The organism is Fluviicola sp., from assembly GCF_039596395.1.
In the GTDB taxonomy this organism is placed as follows: domain Bacteria; phylum Bacteroidota; class Bacteroidia; order Flavobacteriales_D; family Crocinitomicaceae; genus Fluviicola.
Genome location: NZ_JBCNJT010000001.1, coordinates 1,675,855 through 1,698,735 on the forward strand (window position 1 = coordinate 1,675,855; position 22,881 = coordinate 1,698,735).

General features: G+C 44.5%; 11 protein-coding genes. 9 read left to right on the plus strand and 2 right to left on the minus strand.

What is annotated here, in order from left to right; all coding sequences use genetic code 11:
* Positions 1-365 precede the first annotated feature (365 nt).
* Together ABDW02_RS07435 and ABDW02_RS07440 are read left to right on the plus strand one after the other, a co-directional pair.
* Positions 366-2,729, plus strand: coding sequence for a M1 family aminopeptidase (locus ABDW02_RS07435; RefSeq protein ID WP_343633672.1), 2,364 nt, complete (start codon positions 366-368; stop codon positions 2,727-2,729).
* Positions 2,730-2,745: 16 nt separating this feature from the next.
* Complete coding sequence (locus ABDW02_RS07440; RefSeq protein WP_343633675.1) at positions 2,746-3,681, plus strand: hypothetical protein; 936 nt, start codon at positions 2,746-2,748, stop codon at positions 3,679-3,681.
* A 316-nt stretch (positions 3,682-3,997) separates the two neighbouring features.
* Here the strand turns inward: ABDW02_RS07440 and ABDW02_RS07445 are convergent, their stop codons facing one another.
* Positions 3,998-10,783 carry a gliding motility-associated C-terminal domain-containing protein gene (locus ABDW02_RS07445; protein WP_343633676.1) on the minus strand — a complete coding sequence of 2,262 codons (6,786 nt, stop codon included), beginning with the start codon at positions 10,781-10,783 and terminating at the stop codon, positions 3,998-4,000.
* Between the two features lie 756 nt (positions 10,784-11,539).
* Here ABDW02_RS07445 and rpsA point away from each other — a divergent pair.
* From rpsA to ABDW02_RS07465, 4 genes are all read left to right on the plus strand, one after another.
* The gene (gene rpsA / locus ABDW02_RS07450; RefSeq protein ID WP_343633678.1) at positions 11,540-13,339 is read left to right on the plus strand and encodes a 30S ribosomal protein S1; all 1,800 of its coding nucleotides are present in this window, start codon (positions 11,540-11,542) and stop codon (positions 13,337-13,339) included.
* A gap of 440 nt (positions 13,340-13,779) precedes the next feature.
* On the plus strand, positions 13,780-14,748 hold the full coding sequence (locus tag ABDW02_RS07455) for a T9SS type A sorting domain-containing protein (RefSeq protein WP_343633680.1): 969 nt from the start codon (positions 13,780-13,782) through the stop codon (positions 14,746-14,748).
* A 117-nt stretch (positions 14,749-14,865) separates the two neighbouring features.
* Entirely contained in the window at positions 14,866-15,198 is a 333-nt protein-coding gene (locus ABDW02_RS07460; RefSeq protein WP_343633682.1) for a PadR family transcriptional regulator, read from the plus strand.
* Positions 15,199-15,200: 2 nt separating this feature from the next.
* A complete protein-coding gene (locus tag ABDW02_RS07465) occupies positions 15,201-16,697 on the plus strand; it encodes a PspC domain-containing protein (protein WP_343633684.1) in 1,497 nt (498 codons plus the stop codon).
* 203 nt (positions 16,698-16,900) lie between these two features.
* Here the strand turns inward: ABDW02_RS07465 and ABDW02_RS07470 are convergent, their stop codons facing one another.
* The gene (locus tag ABDW02_RS07470; RefSeq protein WP_343633686.1) at positions 16,901-18,658 is read right to left on the minus strand and encodes a hypothetical protein; all 1,758 of its coding nucleotides are present in this window, start codon (positions 18,656-18,658) and stop codon (positions 16,901-16,903) included.
* Between the two features lie 228 nt (positions 18,659-18,886).
* On the opposite strand from ABDW02_RS07470, the gene ABDW02_RS07475 reads away from it, so the two are divergent.
* From ABDW02_RS07475 to ABDW02_RS07485, 3 genes are all read left to right on the plus strand, one after another.
* Positions 18,887-21,331: a thiamine pyrophosphate-dependent enzyme gene (locus ABDW02_RS07475; RefSeq protein WP_343633688.1), complete on the plus strand. Its 2,445-nt coding sequence runs from the start codon at positions 18,887-18,889 to the stop codon at positions 21,329-21,331.
* Positions 21,332-21,338: 7 nt separating this feature from the next.
* Positions 21,339-21,740: a hypothetical protein gene (locus ABDW02_RS07480; protein WP_343633690.1), complete on the plus strand. Its 402-nt coding sequence runs from the start codon at positions 21,339-21,341 to the stop codon at positions 21,738-21,740.
* Between the two features lie 244 nt (positions 21,741-21,984).
* Complete coding sequence (locus ABDW02_RS07485; protein WP_343633691.1) at positions 21,985-22,881, plus strand: hypothetical protein; 897 nt, start codon at positions 21,985-21,987, stop codon at positions 22,879-22,881.

Genomic DNA, 22,881 nt, shown 5'->3' on the forward strand with positions numbered 1-22,881 from the left:
CGGATCAAGTATGGGTCAAGTACGGGTATAGTATCAAAACGTTATTTATGCAACATTTCAGCTTATTTCTAACAATTCTGAACAGTCGGCTGAAAATCCCGTTCCCACTGGGATTATCAAAACCAGTAATCATAAAACCAGCGCACCGAAAAAATCAAAAAAGAGAATAAATCGGCCAAACAGGCAAAAATCCCCTCTTCACCAACCCGCTCCTTCATTTCCCATAAGTGTAAAAACAAATTTTAGTAAAAACACATCATTACAATTTCAAAATTCGTAATTCGTAATTCGTAATTCGTAATTCGTAATTCGTAATTCGTAATTCGTAATTCATTCCCTATCTTTATCCTCCATTCTCGAAAACTATGAAACATTCTGTTGCTCAATGCTTTTTTCACCTCCTGGTACTTGCTGCCGGCCTGTTGAATACCGCTTTTGCCCAAACATCCTTTCCGTATGATACGCGAAGTGACAGTATTGCGATCAAACACTACAAGGTACACCTGGATTTACGTGATTTTAGCACCTTCATACTAAAAGGCCATACCGAAATCGGCTTCAAACCGCTGGTGAATAACATCACAGAGATCAGGCTGGACTTGATGGGACCGGCCGTAGACAGCGTCCGCGATGCAAACGGGAATAACCTCACCTTCACTCCCGCCCCGCTTGGGTTCAAAGTAAACCTGGGAGCAACCTACAATGCCGGTGATTCTACTTCCATCAAAGTGTTCTACCACGGCACAACAGTTCAGGATCCCACATTCGGAGGGTTTTATTTCAATTCCGCGTATGCTTACAACGTGGGCGTTTCATTGGACGACATTCCGCACAACTATGGAAAAACCTGGTTCCCGTGTTTCGATAATTTCACCACACGTTCTACCTACGACCTGTTTGTAACCACCCTTCCTGCCCACGATGCAGCTTGCGGCGGTGTTTTCCAGGGAACTGTCATCAATCCGGATTTATCGGAAACACACCACTGGAAAGTGTTCCAGTCCATTCCTTCTTACCTGATCTCAGTTGCCGTATCCAATTACGTATTTGTAAACAGCACGTTCACGAATTACCAAAACGATCCCGTTCCGGTAAAATTGGCTGCACATGCTTCGGATACCACGCAAATGAAAAATTCATTCGCCAACCTGGAAAATGCATTCGACATTTTTGAGAATAAATTCGGGCCGTACCGCTGGGATCGCGTGGGCTACGTTTTGGTACCAATGACTGCCGGTGCTATGGAACATGCCATGAACATCGCTTACCCGGAAGTGATCGCTGACGGGAGTTTATCGTACCAGTCCATCATGGCGCACGAACTGTCGCATCACTGGTGGGGCGATTTGGTAACCTGCCGCACTGCAGAAGATATGTGGATCAACGAAGGAAGCGCCGCTTATTGCGAATACGTTTTCAAGGAAGGCCTCACCAACCGGGCAAACTACGAAGCTGCGGTGAGGAATGAGCACAAAAACCTGCTTCGCACCTGCCACATGGACGACGATGGCTACTGGCCGCTTTCGGGAGTGCCACAGGAACACACGTACGGGAACACTACTTATTTGAAAGGCGCCGACGTCATCCACACGCTTAGGGGCTACCTCGGAGATTCCTTATTCTTCAACGGTTTGAAAGAATTATTGGAACAAAATAAATTCTCAGACATCGATGCGATCGAATACCGCGACGACCTGAGCGCGATTACCGGATTCAACCTCGACAACTTCTTCAAAGACTGGATCTTCCAGGGAGGATGGCCGCATGTTTCGATCGACTCATTGACCGTGGTTCAGAACGGCGCGCAGCACGATGTAACCGTTCATCTGAAGCAGAAACTGGTTGGACGAACGAATTACAGCAACCAGGTTCCGTTAACTCTGACCCTGCGCGACGATAACTGGAACACCTTCGAAACGAAAATCCACTCGTCAGGGATGAACAATACCGTAACGGTTTCCGTTCCTTTCATTCCGACTTTCGGTTACCTGAACCGCGATGAATTGATCTCGCATGCAGTAACCGCGACATACAATACTTTTAACACAACCGGTACCAAAAACCTGGCGCATTCCAACCTGACACTGCAAATTCAGAACATCAGTGATTCTGCGTTCGTGTTGGTGGAACACAACTGGGCCGCTCCCGACCCGATTATTCACTGGGAAAACGGGAACCTGATCTCTACACAGCGTTATTGGCGCATCGACGGGATTTGGAATGCAGGTTTCAATACCAATGCGACTTTCCGTTACAGCGGCCAGCTGACCGGTGGAAATGCTTACCTCGACCATTTACTGATCACCGGAACGGAAGACAGCCTGATCCTGCTTTACCGCCCCGACCGTTCGGCAGATTGGATCGAATTCCCGACTTATACCAAGAATTTCGGAAATGTAACCGACAAAACCGGTTCGTTCAATGTAACCAATCTTCTGAAAGGAGAATATGCTATAGGAATGAAAGCGGACAACCTGGCTGTGAACGAACTGGAGGCTGGAAATGTGTCGCTTTACCCGAATCCCGCAAACGGCTTTGTTTCTGTTGAAAGCAAGGTGACTACGGATAAAATCGTGGTGAGCGACATGATGGGAAAAGTGGTCGAACAACGTTTAAACACCGGCAAAACGGCTGATTTCACAACCTCTTCCTGGAAAAAAGGAACTTACTGGATCACAGGCTACAACCAGGATAAATCGGTGTTCCGCAAGTTACTGGTAGTTCAATAACTCACTTTAAAACGATATGAAACAACTAGTTATAACTCTTTTAGTAGCGGCTTTTCTTCCGGGTGGTAAATCCCTGGCACAGAACAAGGGCAATATCATTCCGGAAGTCGGGATCCAGACGGATTATGTCGAAAACGGCGTGAAAGGTTTCCGCATTCTGGTGAATTGTGATTACAACGTGCTCCGGAAAAAATACACTTCCGACAGTTTATTCGAAAGAGCCCTGACAAATGCCAAATTCGCGTTCAAACTGAGTATTTACCAGGATTCGAACCAGGTTCAACCTGCCTTCGGGTACCAGAAAGCTTTGGCCAAAGGCGATGTGATCGATATCCGTATCAGCTGCAATCCGTTTTCAATGAACGAAAAGACCGCTAAGATCAGCAATACGGTCTTCATTCCCTACGCAGGCCTCAAACTGAAAGAAGGAAAACAAAACCTGATGGTTTCAGCGGATCTGACAGGAAAAGACGGGTTCAACAATTCCTATAAACAAAACACGAAATCGGCCCTTTTCAGTTTTAATAAACCGCTTACGAAAATCTTTGAATGCAGCCTGGATTCCCTGGTAGTAAAAACATTGGATAACAACGGCCAGGCCTGGGACCACGATTTGTTCGGAACAGATGCGCCCGACCTGGATTTCTCGCTCAAAATGGGCGACCTGGAAGTCGGGAATGTGCATAAAGGCAACAACTACAAAATCGCATTCCCCGAAAAACCGCGGATCTTCCGTTTCCTGGTTTCTGAAAACGATGAAGTCACTATTTTTCTCACAGATACCGACGATGTATTCCACGATCCTATTGCCAGCTGGCGTTTCGACACTTCCAACATGAAAGAAGGAACTGTTTACGAACAAAAGGAAAACAAGCAAAATATGAAAGCCTTCAGTTTCAAATGCAAGGTCGGGAAGATTACCAACCAAAAAGAACTGGATTCATCAAAATAAATATTGAAAGGAAAACAATGTGAATTCAAAGCATTCCAATTCCTCTTTCGTGATATAACGATATACTGAAATCATGATATCATGTTTTCACAAAACTGATCGAACAAAAAACCGCCTGTCTCCGGAAGAAACAGACGGTTCTATTATTTTATTCGTCTAAAGCTAAAGAAACTTGAACTCTTGAACTTTTAAACCTTCGAAGCTCGCAACGCTTATGCTGAAGCTTCAGCGAAGGCACAGAGCGAAGAAGATTTTGAACTTTTTGAACTTTTAAACTCTTTGAACTTTTAAATCAGCCGCGGCTGAAATTTCTAATTTATTGCAGCTTATTCACGTGCCCTAAGAACTGCTCGCTCTTATTCTTCAATCCGTCTTTCACATCGATCTTCCAGGTGTAAGTTCCGTCTTTCACGAATTCACCATGATAAGTTCCGTCCCATCCGAAGTCCGGGTCGTGGGATTCGAAGATCAACTCACCCCAGCGGTTAAAGATCATCAGGTTGTAATCATCGATCTGGCGGTCTTTGGAGAAAACCGGTTTGAATTGGTTATTAAACTCGTCACCGTCCGGGGTAAAGGTATTCGGCACCCAAACCAGGAAGTCGCCATAGAACTTGATCGGTTTGCAGATAGAATCCGCACAGCCATATTCCGAAATCACCAGCAAACAAACATTGATCGTTTGGTCCGGATCTACCCCATAGAATGTATGTGACGGGTTCTCCGCTGTCGATGTTCCGAAAGAAGTTCCGAAAGTCCAGTCGTAAGTTGTTGCCCCGTAAGAAGTATTCGTGAAATGAACGGTGTTGTCCAATTCTGTCGGTAATTGAGGATTGTAGGTAAAGTTCGCAACCGGGTTGTCGTAAACACAAACCGCAGAAGGGAACGTTCCCGTAACCGGGCAACCGTCAGTTGTCGATCCTGTGAAAACCACATCGTAACATCCCGGATTTGTAAAGGTCGCATTTAAGCTTCCGCAGCCATTGAATGTTTGTCCGTCGGAGAAAGTCCAGGTACAATTCTGAAGATTCGTAATGGACGGATCATTCGAGAAAGTAACATTCAGCGGAGTACATCCCTGCTGTGAGTTCGTTACGAACTGAGCCACCGGAACTGCGTAGAAATTCACCTGTACATTCGTATCCACGGTCACACATACATCCGAAACACTCACATTGTAAAGCGTTGCAGCAGTCGGCGTTACTGTAACCTGGTTCAGGGTATCGGTTGGAGAAGTACTCCACTGATAAGAATAGGCCGGAGCTCCATCTGTTACATTCACGCTCAGTACCAGGCTGCTTCCTGCACAAATCGATGTATCACCCGTGATGCTGAAAGCAAGTACCGGAAGCATGGTCAAATGCACAGAATCAGGTGCAGCTGTCGTACAACCGTTTTGGTCAACCACAGAAACCGTGTAGGTTTGCGGCGTACTTTGGATCACATCCTGGGTTTGTCCCACAAATCCGTTGCTCCAGGTATACGTATATGGTGCTGTTCCACCGAAAGCAATTGCATAAAGCGGCATCGTATCGGCTGTACACATCAAACTGTCTGCTGAAGCGAACAACTGAACAGGAAGCGGCTGTGCAACTGCCACCGAACCGGTAGCAATACAACCGGCAGCATTCGTTGCCTGTACCAGGTAAGCTTGTGCACACAAGGAACCCAATGTATTGGAAGGCCCGAAAGTAGCTCCGTTGTTGAAGCTGTAAGAAACTGCTCCTGCGGCATGAATCGTGGCAGTACCGTCACAAAACGTATTACAGGTTGCATCCGTATGGGTAATCGAATCAATCACGAATTCAGCAGGATTAGCAATCACATAGGTTGTATCGAAAGAACAGTTGTTCGCATCCGTAACTTCCAGCGTATAATTCCCGGCACATAAATTCGGATTGGTATTGGAAGCTCCCGTTACCCCGTCCCAGTGATACGTATAATTCAATGTTCCACCTGTTGCGGTTGCCACTGCAGAACCATTGCAGAAGTTGTAACAAGTCGGATCCGTCAGGTTCAAAGTAGCTGTCAGCAAAGCAGGCTGTGTCAATACTTCAGCTCCTGTAGCCTGACAGTTATGGTCATCACGTACTATGATGTTGTAGTTTCCTGCAGCAAGCAATTGTGCCGTAGACACCAAACCGAAAGTCAAACCACCATCGTAGGAATATTCAAAAGGACCTGTTCCTCCCTGAACCGTTACCGTGATTTGCCCCGATTGGTTCTGGAAACAAGTCAGGTTCGTTGCAGCCGATGTAAACACCAAAGTATCCGGCTGGTCGATAACAATGTTCAAAGTATCCTTACAAGTATTGGCATCCGTAATGATCACATCATAAGTTCCCGCACACAAACCGTTGAATGTGTTGGCTGCCTGGGAAACACCGTTGAGCTCGTAGGTCAAAGCTCCTGTTCCTCCAAGTGCACTTACGTTCGCAACCCCATCACACACGCTGTAACAAGACGGTTCAGTTACATAAACTCCTGAAATAACCGGTGAAGCCATGTTTACAATGGTTACGATCGAATCGACACCGCATCCGTTGGCGTCTTCTGCTTCCAGCGGATAATCCGTAGCAGCCAGTCCGCTGAATACGTTTGTGGTAGTGAAAGTTCCTCCGCCGTCAATACTGTAATTGTATGGCATGGTTCCACCCGCTAAACTCATATCGATTTCTCCGTTTGAGTCTCCACAGGTTGAAGGTGTCAGGGTAACAGTTAAATTCACTCCGGCCGGTGACCCGATAGTGGTATTCACCGTATCGGAACAGTTGTTGAAATCAGTAACGATCAAATCATATCCGCCTGCACAAAGGTTGTTGAACAATCCGTTTACGTTAAAAATAATCCCGCCGTCAACACTGAACAGGTAATTCACAGTTCCTCCTGTACCGGATCCTGTTATAATTCCGTCACAAGCGTTGTTACACAATACGTCTGTTGGAGTTGCTGCCGCTACCAGCAAAGCCGGTTGGGTCAAAGTGATCGTGGTATCCTGTAAACAACCTTCCTGGTCCATTACAGCCACGTTATAAGTCTGTGCCGATAAATTCAGGAATGAACTGCTGGCAAAAAAAGTTCCTCCGCTATCAATCGAAAACTGGTAACCGGAATTTCCACCCGTTGCACCCAATTGAATGAATCCGCTGTTATTGGCAAAACAAGTCAGGTCGACTTTATTATTCGTAATCTCAATCGGAAGTGGCTGCGTAATCGTTTCAGATCCGAACTCCATACATCCGTTGACATCTGTTATCGCTAAATCATAAGTTGCAACAGGAAGGCCGTTGAAGGTTGTTCCCGGAACAAAATTTACACCGTCGATACTAAACATATACGGAACGGTTCCTCCGGCTGCATTTGTAAATTCAATAACTCCGGTAGAATCACCGTTACAGGTAACATCTGTCACCACCGGATCGAAGGAAAGCGGAGCCGGTTGGTCCAGGTTGAAAGGAAGCGTGAACACACAGTTTCCTGCATCCGTAATCACTACGATGTGCGTTCCTTCACACAAGCTAGGGAAAAACCCGGAAGATTGCGTAATCCCCGACATATCCAATTCGTAGTTGATCGGCCCTGCCCCATTCACATTGGTTACCTCCACTGTTCCGTCACAGGAAGCATAACACAACGGATTGGTCTGAGTGATCAGGATACCATCCATTTCCACGTCGTTTACCCCGAAGAACTCATGAGCCTCACAACCCAATACGTCTGTTACAAGAATGTCATAAGCTCCTGCAACGATATTCGGGAAGTTCCCGTCCGATTGCACCGGACCGCCATTCGCAGAGTAATCAAACCCTGGGTTCGGGCCACTTGCAGTAACAATCAAAGTACCGTTGTTAGCCCCGCAATTGGATTCGATCATATCTACCAAATCAATCTGAATTGCCGGCGGATCAACCAATACCGGGTTCACCTCCAGTGTACATCCGTTAGCATCGGTGATAACAACATCTTGTGTACCGCTGCACACATTCAAAAGCGTATTCGAAACCTGGCTTGCACCACCGTTTAAGCTGTAATTGTAAGCGGGAACACCTCCAGCAGGAGTTACGGTAATCGAACCGTCGCAACTTCCGTTACAAACCGGGTCAACGGTAGTAAATGTAGCTGAAAGCGGAGCAGGTTGTGTAATTGTCACGGTGGAGTTGATCAAACATCCTTTGAAATCGCGTACTACCAACTCAACAGATCCTGCACACAGGTTGGTGATCGGATTGGCAGGTGTAAATGTCAGTCCGTTATCGTGCGAATAATCGTAAGGGGCAGTACCTCCTGAAGCTGTAATCTGGATTTGACCGTTGCAAAGCCCGTTACAGGTTGCATTGGTGATCGTTGTTGTATAAGTCAGTAACGGTGGTTGAACAATGGTCACCGGAACGGTTGCAATACAACTGTTGGCATCGGTAACAGTTACGGTGTACGAACCTGCCGCCAGGTTATTAAATACATTTGAAGCCTGGTTTGTAGGACCTCCAGGAGCCAATGAGAAAGTATAACCGGGAGTTCCCCCGCTAACACCGATAACCACAGAACCATTGAATCCGCCGAAACAGCTTACCGGCTGCTGGCTTAAAATAGTAGCTGTAGGAGAAACTGTGGAAGCAACGGTCACCGAAAGGTTTTTCGTACACCCGTTCGCATCTGTTACAATCACGTTGTAAGTTCCGGCAGCCAATGCTGTAAACGTTCCGGATGCATGAGTCACAGCACCTACGGTAAACGTATACCCCGGAGTTCCGCCCGAAGCACTTACGGTTAATGAACCATTAGCCACCCCACAAGAGGAAGGAACTGTTGAAACCAAGCTGATATTCAGTACCGGAGGCTCGGTAATAGTTGTATTCAGGTTCACCGAACAACCGTTTGCATCCGTTACAAGAACCGTATACGGACCATCGCACAAAGCATTAAAACTGTTGGAAGCCTGAGCCGACGCACCGTTTAAACTGTACTGATAAGCAGCAGTTCCACCTGAAGCCGTTACGGTAATACCTCCGTTACAGGTATTGTTACAAGTAGCATTTGTCGCAGCTAAAGTTGCTGTAAGTGGTGTCGGAGCTGTAATAGTAACGTTTGCTGTTGCCGTACAAGTGTTTGCATCGGTCATGGTAACCGAATAATTCCCCGCACACAATCCTGAAATGTTCTGGGTGGTTGCTCCGTTACTCCATAAAAAGGTATAAGAAGGCACTGTCGCAGTGGTAACATTCAATGCCACACTTCCGTTACAGGGAGTTGCACACGATAAATTCGTACCTGTCAAAGCGATTACCGGTCTCGGATTCACCACAACGGCCAGTAAGAACGTATCCTTACATCCTCCCGGTGTCGTATAAATCACCTGGTAATTTCCGGAATGTGTCAAAGCTGCACTCGCAATGGTCGGATTCGCAGCGGTAGATGTGTACCCGTTTGGCCCTGTCCACGCGAAAGTTCCTCCCGGAGTTGAAACAACAGTAGTAAAGTTGATCGCATTGCCAACACAAATCGGTGTATTGACAGTTGCTGTGATATCTGTTACGGTATAAGTGATAAATGTATTCGGTACTGTTCCCGTTTGGCCGGAACCTCCGTTGGTTGCACCGTTTTCCACGAATTCAGTCAATGAACTGGATAAAGTCATACCGCTCTGTCCGCCTGTAATAATTTGAGTCGGAGCCCCTGCTGAGATAGCAATATATCCGCCGCCGCCACCGCCGCCCGGACCTTCACTCTCACTACCAAGTGCTCCCTGGTCACCTCCTTTTCCACCGGTAACATCCAGTGTAAGAGAACCGGCAACGGTTCCTTTAATGATGATCGTTCCACCACCACCACCACCGGCAGGAGCATCATTCCATGCACCATTGGAAGTAGAGATCTGGTTCACTGCCGCTCCACCCACGGAACGGATACTTCCGGAACCGGCAATGTTCGGAGCAATAATATAAACGATTCCTCCACCGCTTCCTCCGGGTGCGTTCGAACCGTTATTGGAATCCCCGGCTCCACCACCTCCTCCGAAGAAAATGCGCGTTTGCGGGTTGATTGTCAAAGGTCTTCCACCGTAACCACCGACAGGATCTCGCTGATCACCTCCCCAGGCGGAGTTACCCGGCGCAATTGTCAATGCATTCTGGTTACTCGAAGCATAGGTATATCCGCCTCGTCCACCACCGGATGAAGTGGTCAATACGTTTCCGTTTGCAATCACATAAGGATCAAGCATCCAGGCTGCTGCTCCCGGACAAGCCGTACACATATTCCCCTGGCCGTTCCAGGTCATGCCGTTATTTGCATTGGATCCACCGCCACCACCGGCGTTGTGACCGTTTCCGCCACCACCACCGTTAGCAGGCGCACCGCGGTTATATGCTCCATTGATATATTCTACACCAAAACCGGCAATACTTTCTCCTTTTTCACCTCCGTCATTGGAACTGGTGGAAACATAAGTGGCCATCACACCGCTTCCTGCTGAAGTAGTGTTTTGCTCCGTTGCACCCGGTCTGAAACCAAAGCCGGTAGCATGGATCGTACCGTTTACAGTCACCGTTCCCAAACAATGGATAGCCACCACACCACCTTTCCGGAATCCGCCGCCATCCTGCCACAAAAGCGGAACGATCGAAGCACCGGCATTAACCGTTAATGTAGTATACGAAGGAACTTTGATCAGCTGTACACGCCCGGTGGCCGTATAGCTATTTGCCAAAGGATTTTGAAGATTCACCGTGTTACCGGATGCAAAAGTCACGTAATTAAATTCATAAAGACCGGAGTTGCCGTAGTCGGTGATCGTTCCGTAAGCATCCGAGTTTGCTGTACTAATGGATGCGCCCTGGGCCTGGTAAATCATGACCATGTCACCACATTCCCAGTTACAGTTACTTCCCCCCGAGTTGTTCACGGTAACGGAAGTCGCTCCTGCTGCTACGTTATTGGTAACCGGACTATAACAATTCACTACAGTATTGAGAGCAGTAATGGTAACCGCTCCATTCTTTCCTGGTTGTCCGAATGCAAAACATGCGGAAAATAAGAGAACGACAGAGAGAACAACGCGAACATATCCCATGTCCGGGCCGAATAGTAATTTTTTCGTTTTCATCGCAGTGTATTAGTTATTTGAATGACGTTATTATGATTGAATTTAACTGGCATCATGAATATTTGTGGACTTCGATCTTTCAATTTGTTACTACAGTCGAACATTAACAATTAAGATTTCAATTTTTTGGCGCAAAATTCGATAATTAAATTGAATTAATTAGCTAGTTGCAAATATCAACATTAGATTAAACCATTGAAATTCAATTACTTAACTTAATTTATGTGATATATCAATTAAAAAAGTTATGTCTGCATGGTTATTTTAACATTCCCAGATTTTATTTTACAATTTTCTTCACAAAAGTAATCATTTAACTGGATTTGTTTAACAATTAGGATTTCAATGTTAAGCGAACCGGATTCTCACGGGTTAAATCCCTCATCTTCTTTACAATTACTTCATGTAAATTAGTTTGATAAATAGTATCTCAATGGCAAAAAGTACTATGAATCCCAGAAAAAAACAGATAATCACATAACACATCATTGGGATTTACTAAAACGATTAAATAAATGAAAATTTAATCCTGAGATTCCAATAATTTAAAATGCAGACAATCAGGCAAATGGGTTGCTGTTAAATTTGGCTAATTATTTACGGAAATACTTGGCGCAACTATTTGTAAATAAAAGTATTCGTTGTATCTTTGCACCCGTTTTCGATGGAAAACACCCGTAAGTTTCGTTTGCGGTTTATTATTAATTTCTTTCAGGTACTACGAAACAACCTGGAATACAAGTAGAAAAAAGCCAAATGGCAAAACAAATTAGCGCGCAGGGATCTGCGGATTTTGATTGGGACGCATTAGCGTTAGACGGGTACACTTTAGCAAAACGTTCAGAGCTTTCTGACGTTTACGAAAAAACCCTTACTTCAATTAACGAGAAAGAAGTAATTGAAGGTACTGTTATTGCAGTTTCCAAAAAAGAAGTAATCATCAATGTTGGTTACAAATCTGAAGGGGTTGTTCCTGCTTCAGAATTTCGTTACAACCCGGATTTAAAGGCTGGTGACAAAGTAGATGTATTCGTTGAGTGTCAGGAAGACAAAAGTGGTCAGTTGATCATTTCTCACCGTACAGCTCGTATGCACAAAGCATGGATCCGCGTAAACGAAGTATTGCGTTCAGGTGAAGTGATCACAGGATACGTGAAATGTCGTACTAAAGGAGGTCTTATCGTTGACGTATTCGGAATCGAAGCATTCTTGCCAGGTTCTCAGATCGATGTTAAGCCAATCCGTGACTACGATGTGTATGTTGGTAAGAACATGGAATTCAAAGTTGTTAAGATTAACCAGGAGTTCAGAAACGTAGTTGTTTCTCACAAAGCGTTGATCGAAGCAGAATTGGAAGAACAAAAGAAACAAATCATCTCCGGCCTAGAGAAAGGACAAGTATTGGAAGGAACTGTGAAAAACATTACTTCTTACGGTGTGTTCATTGATCTTGGTGGTGTAGACGGATTGATTCACATTACAGATTTGTCCTGGGGGCGTGTTAACCACCCGGAGGAAATCGTTGAATTAGACCAGAAATTGAACGTTGTAATCTTGGACTTCGATGATGACAAGAAACGTATCGCTTTAGGTTTGAAACAATTGCAACCACATCCATGGGATGCTTTAGATGCTAACTTAGCTGTTGGTGATAAAGTTTCAGGTAAAGTTGTTGTTTTGGCTGATTACGGTGCATTCGTTGAAATCGCTCCTGGAGTTGAAGGATTGATCCACGTTTCTGAAATGAGCTGGTCTCAGCATTTGCGTTCTGCTCAGGACTTCATGCAAGTTGGTGATACAGTTGAGGCTGTGATCCTTACTTTGGACCGTGAAGAGCGTAAAATGTCTTTAGGTATTAAGCAATTGATGCCGGATCCATGGTCTGCAATCGAAGCGAAGTACGCAGTTGGAACGAAACACCAGGCTAAAGTTCGTAACTTCACTAACTTCGGTGTATTCGTTGAATTGGAAGAAGGTGTTGACGGATTGATCCACATCTCTGACCTTTCATGGCAGAAGAAAATCAAGCACCCATCTGAATTCTGTAAGGTAGGTGACGAGATGGAAGTAGTAGTATTGGAAATCGATCGTGAAAACCGTCGTATTTCTTTAGGACACAAACAATTGGAAGAAAATCCATGGGATGTGTTTGAAACTATCTTCGGAGAAGGTTCTGTACACCAGGGTACTATTATCGAAACAAAAGATAAAGCTGGTATCGTAGCACTTCCTTATGGAGTTGAAGGAATTTGTCCTTCCAAGCATTTACGTAAAGAAGACGGAAGCAACGCAAAAGTTGAAGAAACTCTTGACTTTAAAGTAATTGAATTCAACAAGGAATCTAAGAAAATCGTAGTTTCTCATACACGTACGTTCGAGGACGGAACAGATGAGAAAGTATCCAAGCCTGCAGCAGGTGGTAAAAAAGGATCAGCAGGAGCAGGTTCTTCTACATCACAAGCTGTTAAAGCAAACAACCAAAGCAATGAGAAATCAACTTTGGGTGATTTGGATGCTTTAGCTGCATTGAAAGAGAAAATGGAAGGAAACGAGTAATCGGAATCCTCCTGAGAATAGAATCCCGCTGGTCAGTTGATCAGCGGGATTTTTTTATTTTAAACCACACGGATCACTGTAGGACACATCGATTACAGGTTTGCACGGTTTTGTCAGACTAATGGGTGATTTCGCTCTACTCTCATTTTCTTTTAACCACAACTTGTCTCGATACTTCGGGATAGATCACAATAGAACACATAGATGGTTTTGGAGAGCATATTGTTACCGTGATTTTCAAAAAATTTAATGGTATCAGTATTGACTATGTGTTCTATGTGCACTATTGTGGTTCAATTATAAACCCACATAGGTCACAGTAAGACACATCGATTACAGGTTTGTAGCGTCTTCGTATTTTTTCTTATCTTTGGCCGGAAATGTTTGGACGCAATAATTCACACGTTCAGGCTATTCAGTAATCATTTAAATCAAATTCTATGAAATTAAATTTACGCTCAAAATTACTAACCGCTTGTACCCTGCTTTCAGTAAGCGCGTTCTCACAAGTTATCAATTCAACAGAAGTCCTTCCTTTCGGGAGCACTTACACGTTGAAAGGAATTTCCAACCTGTCCGTAATCGACACCACTATCCAGGGACAAAACGTTACCTGGAATTTTGCTGCACTTACTCCAAGTTCCAGCATCCTGAACGTAACCGTGATGGATCCCAACGATACGCCTTACGGTGCTTTTGTATCCAATACCAATTACGCATTCAAGGAAAGTCCCACTACGGCTTACCGTTATTTCAACGTAACATCCGCCAAAATGGAACGCGTAGGTTCTTACAGCGGTTCAACGCTGAAAACCTATTCGGATCCGCAAATTGAATACACATTCCCGATGCAGTATAACTCCACCAATGTGGATACCTGGAACAACTCCAGCTCTTCCACAGGGGGAACTTATGCGTTTACAGTTATCGGAAGCGGAACGCTTATTTTGCCGAACGGATCTCACGAAGCCATTCTTACACGTGTTCACCTGGAAGAAGGGTTTAATGAGCTTGATGCTTACTATTGGTACGACGGAAGCAACGGAAGTATTCTTGCATTCGTAATCAATCCGGGAATTTTCACCAGCTACCAGGGAAGTTATCAAACCAGCTTAATCCAGTCAACGGCAGGAGAAGAAGAATTCGATGTCATCATGAGCGCCGTATACCAGAACCCGGTTCAGGAAAAACTATATGTAAGCGTGAAAAACTTTACCGGAGGAGATTTGAATTACACCATTTTTGATCTGAACGGGAAATTTATTTCCAGCGGAAAAGCTCAAAATGATCCGGACGATACTTCCATCATCGATACAAATGTGTCCGAATTATCCAAAGGAATCTACCTGTTAACTATTATTTCCGAAAATAATTCAGGGAGCAAAACAATCCGATTTACCAAGGAATAACAAGGCTTTCAGCAATTTTAAAGGACTATTTAACCGTAGTCCTTTTTTATTTTTATAGTACTTTGTATTGCATAGTACCAAATTATACATATATTTGTGTCATAAATAGTACTTGTTATGAATGTAGAAAACACTCAGGCCCAAATGCGGAAAGGAATCCTGGAATTCTGTATTCTCAGCATCCTGAATAATCACGAAGCTTATCCTTCTGAAATTCTGGACCAGCTGAAACAGGCAAAGCTGATTGTGGTGGAAGGAACACTTTACCCGCTTTTGACCCGCCTGAAGAATATCGAACTCCTTACCTATCGCTGGGAAGAATCCACTTCCGGTCCGCCCAGAAAATATTACTCGATAACGGAAACCGGGAAAAGTACGCTGGAAGCCCTTCAAACAACGTGGAACGAGCTTCAGCATGCTGTAGAAACATTAACTGCTAAAAAGAACTGATTATGAAAAAGACACTCTCAATACATTTAGGTCGTCAATTATTTGTCATCGAAGAAGATGCTTACGACCGTTTACAGGCTTACCTGAAGAAACTGGAAGCTTCCCTGGCAAACGAATCCGGGATTACAGAAATCGTTGAAGACATTGAAATGCGCTTTGCCGAGTTATTGACTCAATACCTGGGTGAAACACGCCAGGTCGTTACCATCGGGGATGTTGAGAAAGCAATTGCTTCTTTGGGAGAACCGGAAGAAATCACGGAAGAAACCGAACAGCCGAAACAGCAAACACAGGTAAATGTTGATTCGAACGGTCAGAAACGCATGTACCGCGACGTAGATAATGGCATGCTCGGAGGACTTTGTTCGGGATTTGCAGCTTACCTCGGAATAGACCCGGTAATTATCCGGATTATCTTCGTGATTTTCTTATTCATGGGATTCGGTTTCTTGCTTTATATTATTTTATGGATCATCATTCCCAGTGCAAAAACTCCTTCCGAGCGCTTGCAAATGAGAGGAAAACCGGTGAATATCGATACACTGAAGGAAGAATTTGAAAAAACTGCCGGTCGTTTGAAAGACGATACCATCAACGCAGCAAACAAATTCAAAAGCAATAACCAGCATTTGACAAACCAGGCAGCCAACGTACTGCGCTTTATCGGTAAAATCTTCGGTGTATTCCTGATTGCGGGAGCTCTGATCTGGTTGATCTTCTTTTCACTGATCGTTAGCGGACTCATTGATGTGGTTCCAATGACCGGCGACCAGAACTTCGCTTCCCTTTATGAATTCCTGAAACTGGTCTCTCCCGTGAATAAATCATTTTCACTGATCTGGGCAGGAATCCTGCTGGTAGGATTCGCCAGTCCTTTGCTGTCCATTACATTCGGCGTAAGATTACTGATCGGAAAAGTCAATAAATACTACAAACTGAATTTCATCTTTTTTCCAGTCATTATCTGCATCGGGGTAATCCTTGGATTTATGGGCGCTATTAATTCAGCAAGAGATTACGAAATACAGCGGGAAGTGAAGAACCAGGAATTAACCATCAATACCGATCAATTACAATTGGAAGAACTGCCGCTTATTATTAACAACAAGCAAATTACCGGAACTTCAGGAATTGATTTCATTTCCGTGCACAACGGAAGAATTATGGAGCATGGTATTTACATCAAATACAAAGAATCCAAGGACAGTTTGTTCCATGTTTCCCAGATATTCAGCGCTCACGGTATTGATATGATCGCTGCCGACAAAAGAAGCTCCCACATCAAACATCAATTGAAAATTGAAGGGAAAAAGTTGCTGGTCGATCCTTATTATTCCTTCCCGCTGAAAGACGGGTTAAGAAACCAGGAAATTGAGGTAATCATTGAAGTTCCAAGAGGGAAAAAACTGTTTATCAATGACCAGGAAGTACTGATCAACGGGAAAGAATACTCCGGAGTAATGTATGCCGGCGAACCGTTTGAAGCAGACGAGGATTGACTTCCACTCCGCTCAGTCAACTTTTAAATAACAACTACAATCAAAGGGCGCTGAGCGAGTCGAAGTGCCAACATCGAATCAAAACCAACCCAACATAAGTAAAGTAAAGACAAAGCAAAAGCGGTATTCAGCCTGATTGAATACCGCTTTTTTGTTTGAGGTAGTTGTGGTAATTAACCGATTTTCAATTTAAACCATTGAATTTATTCACTCCGGTCACGAAGCGTTACCTCTTTCTTTTGCGGCAGAATGAACTCCTCCACCCTTTCAAGCTCTCCGTATGGATTAAAATGCTGCCATTTCCTGATTTTTTCATCGTTTTCATTCACAAAACCAATGCTTTTCAGTTGTGCTCCCGAATAGTAACTTTCCCTGCCTCTACCGTACCGGAAATGAATCGGATAATAACTCCCCTGCTCCAGGAGATTCTGCGCGGAATAATGTTCGAATTCCATTCGGAATCGCTGTTTGCCGTAAAAACCATTGAATGCATTGATATCGCCATTGCTATAGTTCACATGCAGGGAATCGAATTCCGCCAAGTCCCTTTCTCCTCCAAAACCAATTGTTTTATCAAACAAATCTTTCCCAAAACGGTTAAAACGCTTCATAAATAACCAAACGGGTTCCTCATTTCTGCTTTTTGCATTCAGGTAATCATTCGATACATCCAATTGATATACCCAATCTCCTTCTTTGATGTATTCTACCAAAGGTGGTTCTTCGTATAAACGCGGCGCATCTATGGGAGAAACAGAATGAGAATGAGAATGAGAATGAGGGCGGGAACGTGAAGAGGTTTTCAAATAGGGTCTTGTTACGCTTATAATGACCGGGCTTTGCGTATAGCTTTGTGATGCCAGTGACATCGTATTCAAAGCTGTCAATTCAATATTCTGGAACCACTGCAGATTTCCCGGATTATGGATTGTTTCATGCCCGCAAGCAATCAGGCGTCCTCCCGGGTTATAAATTTCAGTCCAAACCTTATTTTCTCCCACAGGTTTTCTCACATATTTCAAAGATTCCAACAACTCGTAATTGGTTTTCAATACCGCATTCCCATTCTCGAACAGGATCTCTTCGATCACATTTCCATTGCGGTCAAAACGGGTACGAATCCCATTCAGTTTATCGTTCTTCCAATGTTCTGTTCTGCACAATTGATTGGTCCCGCGGTAGTATTCCAGCCATTTCCCTTCCCGCTTTCCATGTTGGTAAAAACCTACAATCCAGGGTAATTCAGGCGAATAATTTTGTTCCCATCTTCCGTGAAGCACGCCGTCCTTCCCTTCTCCGCGTATCCAGATTTTTGTTTTACCGGCTTCCATGCTACTTTCGTCCAGGTCTTTTTGTTTAAAATTCAAAGCAATTACTTCGGGCTTTTGCGGAATTTCAATACGATTCGGCGCTTCCAGGGCAAAGGGCATGTATGAATCGTAAGCACCCTGGATCAACTTCAATTCTTCCAGTGAAAATCCGGATAACTGCTGCCATTCCAATACTTGCTCACCTTTCAGATCTTTTACCCAAACGTAATTATCCGCTTTGGAGATCTGTTGTGCCAGGTTCTCAAACCCGGTTTGCTGCATCAGGTAACCGACCGCACAATGCGTTTGGTGTTCGTCAATAAATACCGGAATGCGTTCCGGACGGTAATAATTAACCGGGAAATTCCCCTGCAGGCGATAATCGGAAAGAACTGCAAGAAGATGTGTTCTTGTTGCTACTTGTTTTTGGTTCAATTGCCTGGTATCCGCCGATTTCAATAGCTCAAGCACGAATCCCAAATGCGTTTGAATGATTTGTTTATCCGAAAGGAATACACGTTGGGTTTCTGCCGGAACAGCAGATCTGTAGTTGCTCCAGTTCGGGTTAAAGGCACACAACTGATCGAAAAGTGTGCCTGCATGTGTGGATAAGCTGAATCCAAGCATGCATAGGATAAAGGTTGTTTTCATAACGAATCAAATTTTGATTGGTGTTACAAACCACAAAAATTTTCGTTCAACGTTCTACCAAAAAGAATGAAAAATGAACTACAAAGAGAAGAAGAACGCAAAGGTTTAAGTACTTAGTTTTCTTCTTATCTTATTCTCTTTGCGGTTAAAATAATGCCCAATTGCTCTTCAAACCCTGATATACTTTGGGTAACATTCACTATATTTGTGCAACTTTATAACAAAGCTATGGCATCACAAACACCCCAGGAAGAATTGATCGCAGTTGACTTTAATACCTTCAGATCGGAAGTATTGAAAGACTTTCGTCTGGCAAGTATTTCCAGAGAAACCTCTCTGTTAGGGCGAAAAGAAGTTCTTACCGGAAAAGCAAAGTTTGGAATTTTCGGCGACGGAAAGGAATTGGCGCAAATTGCGCTGGCGAAACAATTCAGAGACGGTGACTTCCGCTCGGGATATTACCGCGACCAAACCCTGATGATGGCCATTGACCAGTTGAATGTACGGGAGTATTTCTCCGGATTATTCGGACATACCGACGAAATCATCGAACCGCAATCTGCAGGACGCCAAATGGGTGGACACTTTTCCACGCGTAACCTGGATGAGAACGGTAACTGGAAAGACCTGACAAAACAAAAAAATTCATCTGCTGATATCTCTCCTACTGCGGGGCAAATGCCGCGTTTGTTAGGATTGGCTCAGGCATCAAAAGTATACCGTGAGCACCCGACGTTGAAAGACCTGGAAGCATTCAAAAAATTCTCCAACGGAGGAAATGAAGTTGCTTTCGGAACAATCGGTGATGCATCCACTTCCGAAGGGCCTTTCTGGGAAACCATCAACGCTGCCGGAGTTTTACAGGTACCGATGGTGATGTCGGTTTGGGACGACGGATACGGGATTTCCGTACCACGTGAACACCAGACAACCAAAGGAAGCATTTCAGAAGCTCTGAGCGGAATGCAGCGCACGGCAGATTCCAAAGGATACGAGATCTTCGTAACCAAAGGATGGGATTACGCACATCTGTGTGAAACCTACGAAAAAGCCGTAGAATTAGCGAGAACAGAGCACATTCCGGTGCTGGTACACGTAAAAGAGGTAAACCAGCCGCAGGGACACTCTACTTCGGGATCACATGAGCGTTACAAAGATGCTGCACGTTTGCAGTGGGAATCCGACTTTGATTGTATCAACAAGTTCAAGGAATGGATCCTGAACTTTGATGCGGACGGCCAAAAACTGGCTACGGAAGAAGAATTGGCACAAATCGCCAAAGAAGCGAAAGACTACGTAAACGAACAAAAGAAAGAGGCCTGGGCCTTGTTTACGCAGGATTTGAAACAAGATTTGGAGCGCGCGGTAAGTGTTTTGGAAAGCCTTGCCGGTGAAAGCTCAAACAGCATTTTCATTCGAAGAGAAATCGAAGCACTTCAAAAAACCATGAACCCGATCCGCAAAGATATTTTCAACACCGTTCGAAAAGTATTGCGCCTGGTCCGTGAAGAAAACACGCCGTCCAGAACAGCATTGATTGCCTGGTTGAAACAGGAAACTGAAAACAATGCAGACCGCTACAGCAGCTATCTGTACTCCAATTCCGAAAACAGTGCATTGAAAGTAACAGCGGTTGCTCCTACTTATGACGGAAGCGGACACATGGAAGATGGCCGTATCATTTTACGCGACAACTTCAAAGCAATCTTCGAAAAACACCCGGAAGCATTGATCTTCGGTGAAGATGCCGGAAAAATCGGAGGTGTGAACCAATCATTGGAAGGTTTACAGGAACAATTCGGAACATTGCGCGTTTCTGACGTCGGAATTCGTGAATGCACCATTATCGGTCAGGGAATCGGGATGGCGATGCGCGGATTGCGTCCGATCGCAGAAATCCAATACCTGGATTATTTGCTTTACGGAATCCAGATCATGTCGGATGACCTCGCTACGGTACAATACAGAACCAAAGGCGGACAAAAAGCGCCGTTGATCGTTTCCACGCGCGGACACCGTTTGGAAGGAATCTGGCACAGCGGTTCCCCGATGGGAATGATCATCAACTCCATTCGTGGGGTTCACGTGTGCGTTCCAAGAAATATGACTAAAGCAGCAGGTTTCTACAATACATTAATGCAAGCAGACGAACCGGCTTTGGTGATTGAACCATTGAACGGATACCGCATCAAGGAAGCCATGCCAACCAATATCGGAAGCTTCACTACGCCACTCGGAGTTCCGGAGATTGTAACGGAAGGAACAGATTTAACGATCGTCTCTTACGGTTCAACCTTCAACTTGTGTGAAGTGGCTGCCAAATCATTGACAGAACTGGGCATTTCGGTGGAACTGATCGATGCACAAACGCTGCTTCCTTTCGATATCAATGGAATGGTTGCTGAATCTTTAAAGAAAACAAACCGTTTGATGATCGTTGACGAAGATGTGAGTTCAGGTGCAACTGCATTCCTGTTAGACCAGATCCTGGTAAAACAAGGTGGATATGTTCATTTGGATTCTGCTCCGGTAACATTAAGCGCGAAAGATCACAGACCGGCTTACGGAACGGACGGGGATTATTTCTCCAAACCAAGTATTGACGATATTGTTGAGACAGCTTATTCCATCATGAACGAAGCAGACCCGACAGCTTTCCCTTCGATTTACTAATGACGATTTGAAAAGAGCTGCGGGCATATTGAGTATCATTTTCGTAATAGCCTTGCTTTGGAAGGATATTGCAGCATTCTCATGGAACGTTTGGTTCTACAACAACCAGGTCGAACTCGCAGCCAAATATTGTGTCAATAAGAAAAAACCGATGCTTCATTGTGACGGGAAATGCTTTTTGGCCAAACAACTGAAAAAACTGGAACAGGAAGAAAAGAAAAATCAGACTGTTCCAAAAATGCCTCTGAAGCTGAAGGAAAATGTCTGGAACACAGACTCACCCGTTATTACGGCTTTTGAAGCAAATACTATCGAATTCCTATCAGAAAAAACGAGCACTTTCTTCTATCAAAACACCAAACTGGTTTCCTTTTCAGGTCCCGTTTTCCATCCGCCCGCTGTCGGATAATTTTATTTCATTGCATTGCTGGAATTATTTTATCACAGGTAGATATTCGGCTGATTTTTTCAAATCAGATGTTTAATCTATCCCGTTGCAAGAAAATTAATAAAGCATTTCGATGAATCATTCGTATTGAATGAAGCTTTTCATTGTATGGATCTCGCTCTGCGTACATCTGCAGAATCTGCGTGCCATAAGAAATGGGCTTTCGTCGGTACAATTCCTTTTTAGAAATTAGTAATACAGCATCATGAAAAAAAGTTTCTTCTTTTTCGTGTGTCTTGTTGTGTACCAAACTGCGCTGTCCTGTGACGTCTGCGGCTGCGGGGCGTTTAACTCCACACATGGTTTGGGAACACTGGCACAAGGCAACCGAACGAGTATCGGGCTCAATTATCAATACCGTCTGTACAAAAGCCAGCACCCGGAAGTTTTCGGGAACGGTATCGAACACAGCACGGATTATTTTCAGCGATTGGATGTAACGGGACAACTGCGGATTTCCAGAAGATGGCAGCTGCAGCTTTCCCTTCCTATTGGCTTTAACAAACACGTTGCAGACGATACTACTTCGCAAAAGAACGGGTTGGGAGACCCGACGTTGATGGTCAACTTCTTCCTCTTCGACAAGCAAGACAGTCTGCAAACACGGCGATTTCGCTGGATTGTGGGTGCAGGAGTAAAAAGTCCGGTGGGGAAATTCACCCAGCCAAACGACGTAGACCTGTACCTGTATCCGGGAACCGGAACGTTTGACGCCGTGTTCCAGAATTCATTTTTCTTCCAAAAGAAAAAATGGAGCGTCGTACAAACCGCTCAGTACGTTTTACGCGGAGAAAATAAGTACCAATACATTCCGGGATCGTTGTTCAGCGCCAGTTTATTCGGGCAATACAAATTCAGGACGTGGGGAATTTATGCCGGAACACAATATTCCTGGAGCGGGGTCGATTACCTGAACCGGAAAGCGATTTCCAGTTCTCCAACCCAGGGACAGGTATTAACCGGAATTGTTGGAACATCGGTGCAATTCAATTCGTGGGTTATCCAAGGAAATTACCACATTCCGATTGCTCAAAACCTGGGAGACGGAAACTCCCACCAAAAAACAGCATTTAGTCTTTCACTTAATTATTTTTTCAATTGA

Bases quoted from the DNA above. Each gene is read 5' to 3' on its own strand.
- ABDW02_RS07435 (WP_343633672.1), top strand. From the start codon at position 366: ATGAAACATTCTGTTGCTCAATGCTTTTTTCACCTCCTGGTACTTGCT.
- ABDW02_RS07440 (WP_343633675.1), top strand. From the start codon at position 2,746: ATGAAACAACTAGTTATAACTCTTTTAGTAGCGGCTTTTCTTCCGGGT.
- ABDW02_RS07445 (WP_343633676.1), bottom strand. From the start codon at position 10,783: ATGAAAACGAAAAAATTACTATTCGGCCCGGACATGGGATATGTTCGC.
- rpsA (WP_343633678.1), top strand. From the start codon at position 11,540: ATGGCAAAACAAATTAGCGCGCAGGGATCTGCGGATTTTGATTGGGAC.
- ABDW02_RS07455 (WP_343633680.1), top strand. From the start codon at position 13,780: ATGAAATTAAATTTACGCTCAAAATTACTAACCGCTTGTACCCTGCTT.
- ABDW02_RS07460 (WP_343633682.1), top strand. From the start codon at position 14,866: ATGAATGTAGAAAACACTCAGGCCCAAATGCGGAAAGGAATCCTGGAA.
- ABDW02_RS07465 (WP_343633684.1), top strand. From the start codon at position 15,201: ATGAAAAAGACACTCTCAATACATTTAGGTCGTCAATTATTTGTCATC.
- ABDW02_RS07470 (WP_343633686.1), bottom strand. From the start codon at position 18,658: ATGAAAACAACCTTTATCCTATGCATGCTTGGATTCAGCTTATCCACA.
- ABDW02_RS07475 (WP_343633688.1), top strand. From the start codon at position 18,887: ATGGCATCACAAACACCCCAGGAAGAATTGATCGCAGTTGACTTTAAT.
- ABDW02_RS07485 (WP_343633691.1), top strand. From the start codon at position 21,985: ATGAAAAAAAGTTTCTTCTTTTTCGTGTGTCTTGTTGTGTACCAAACT.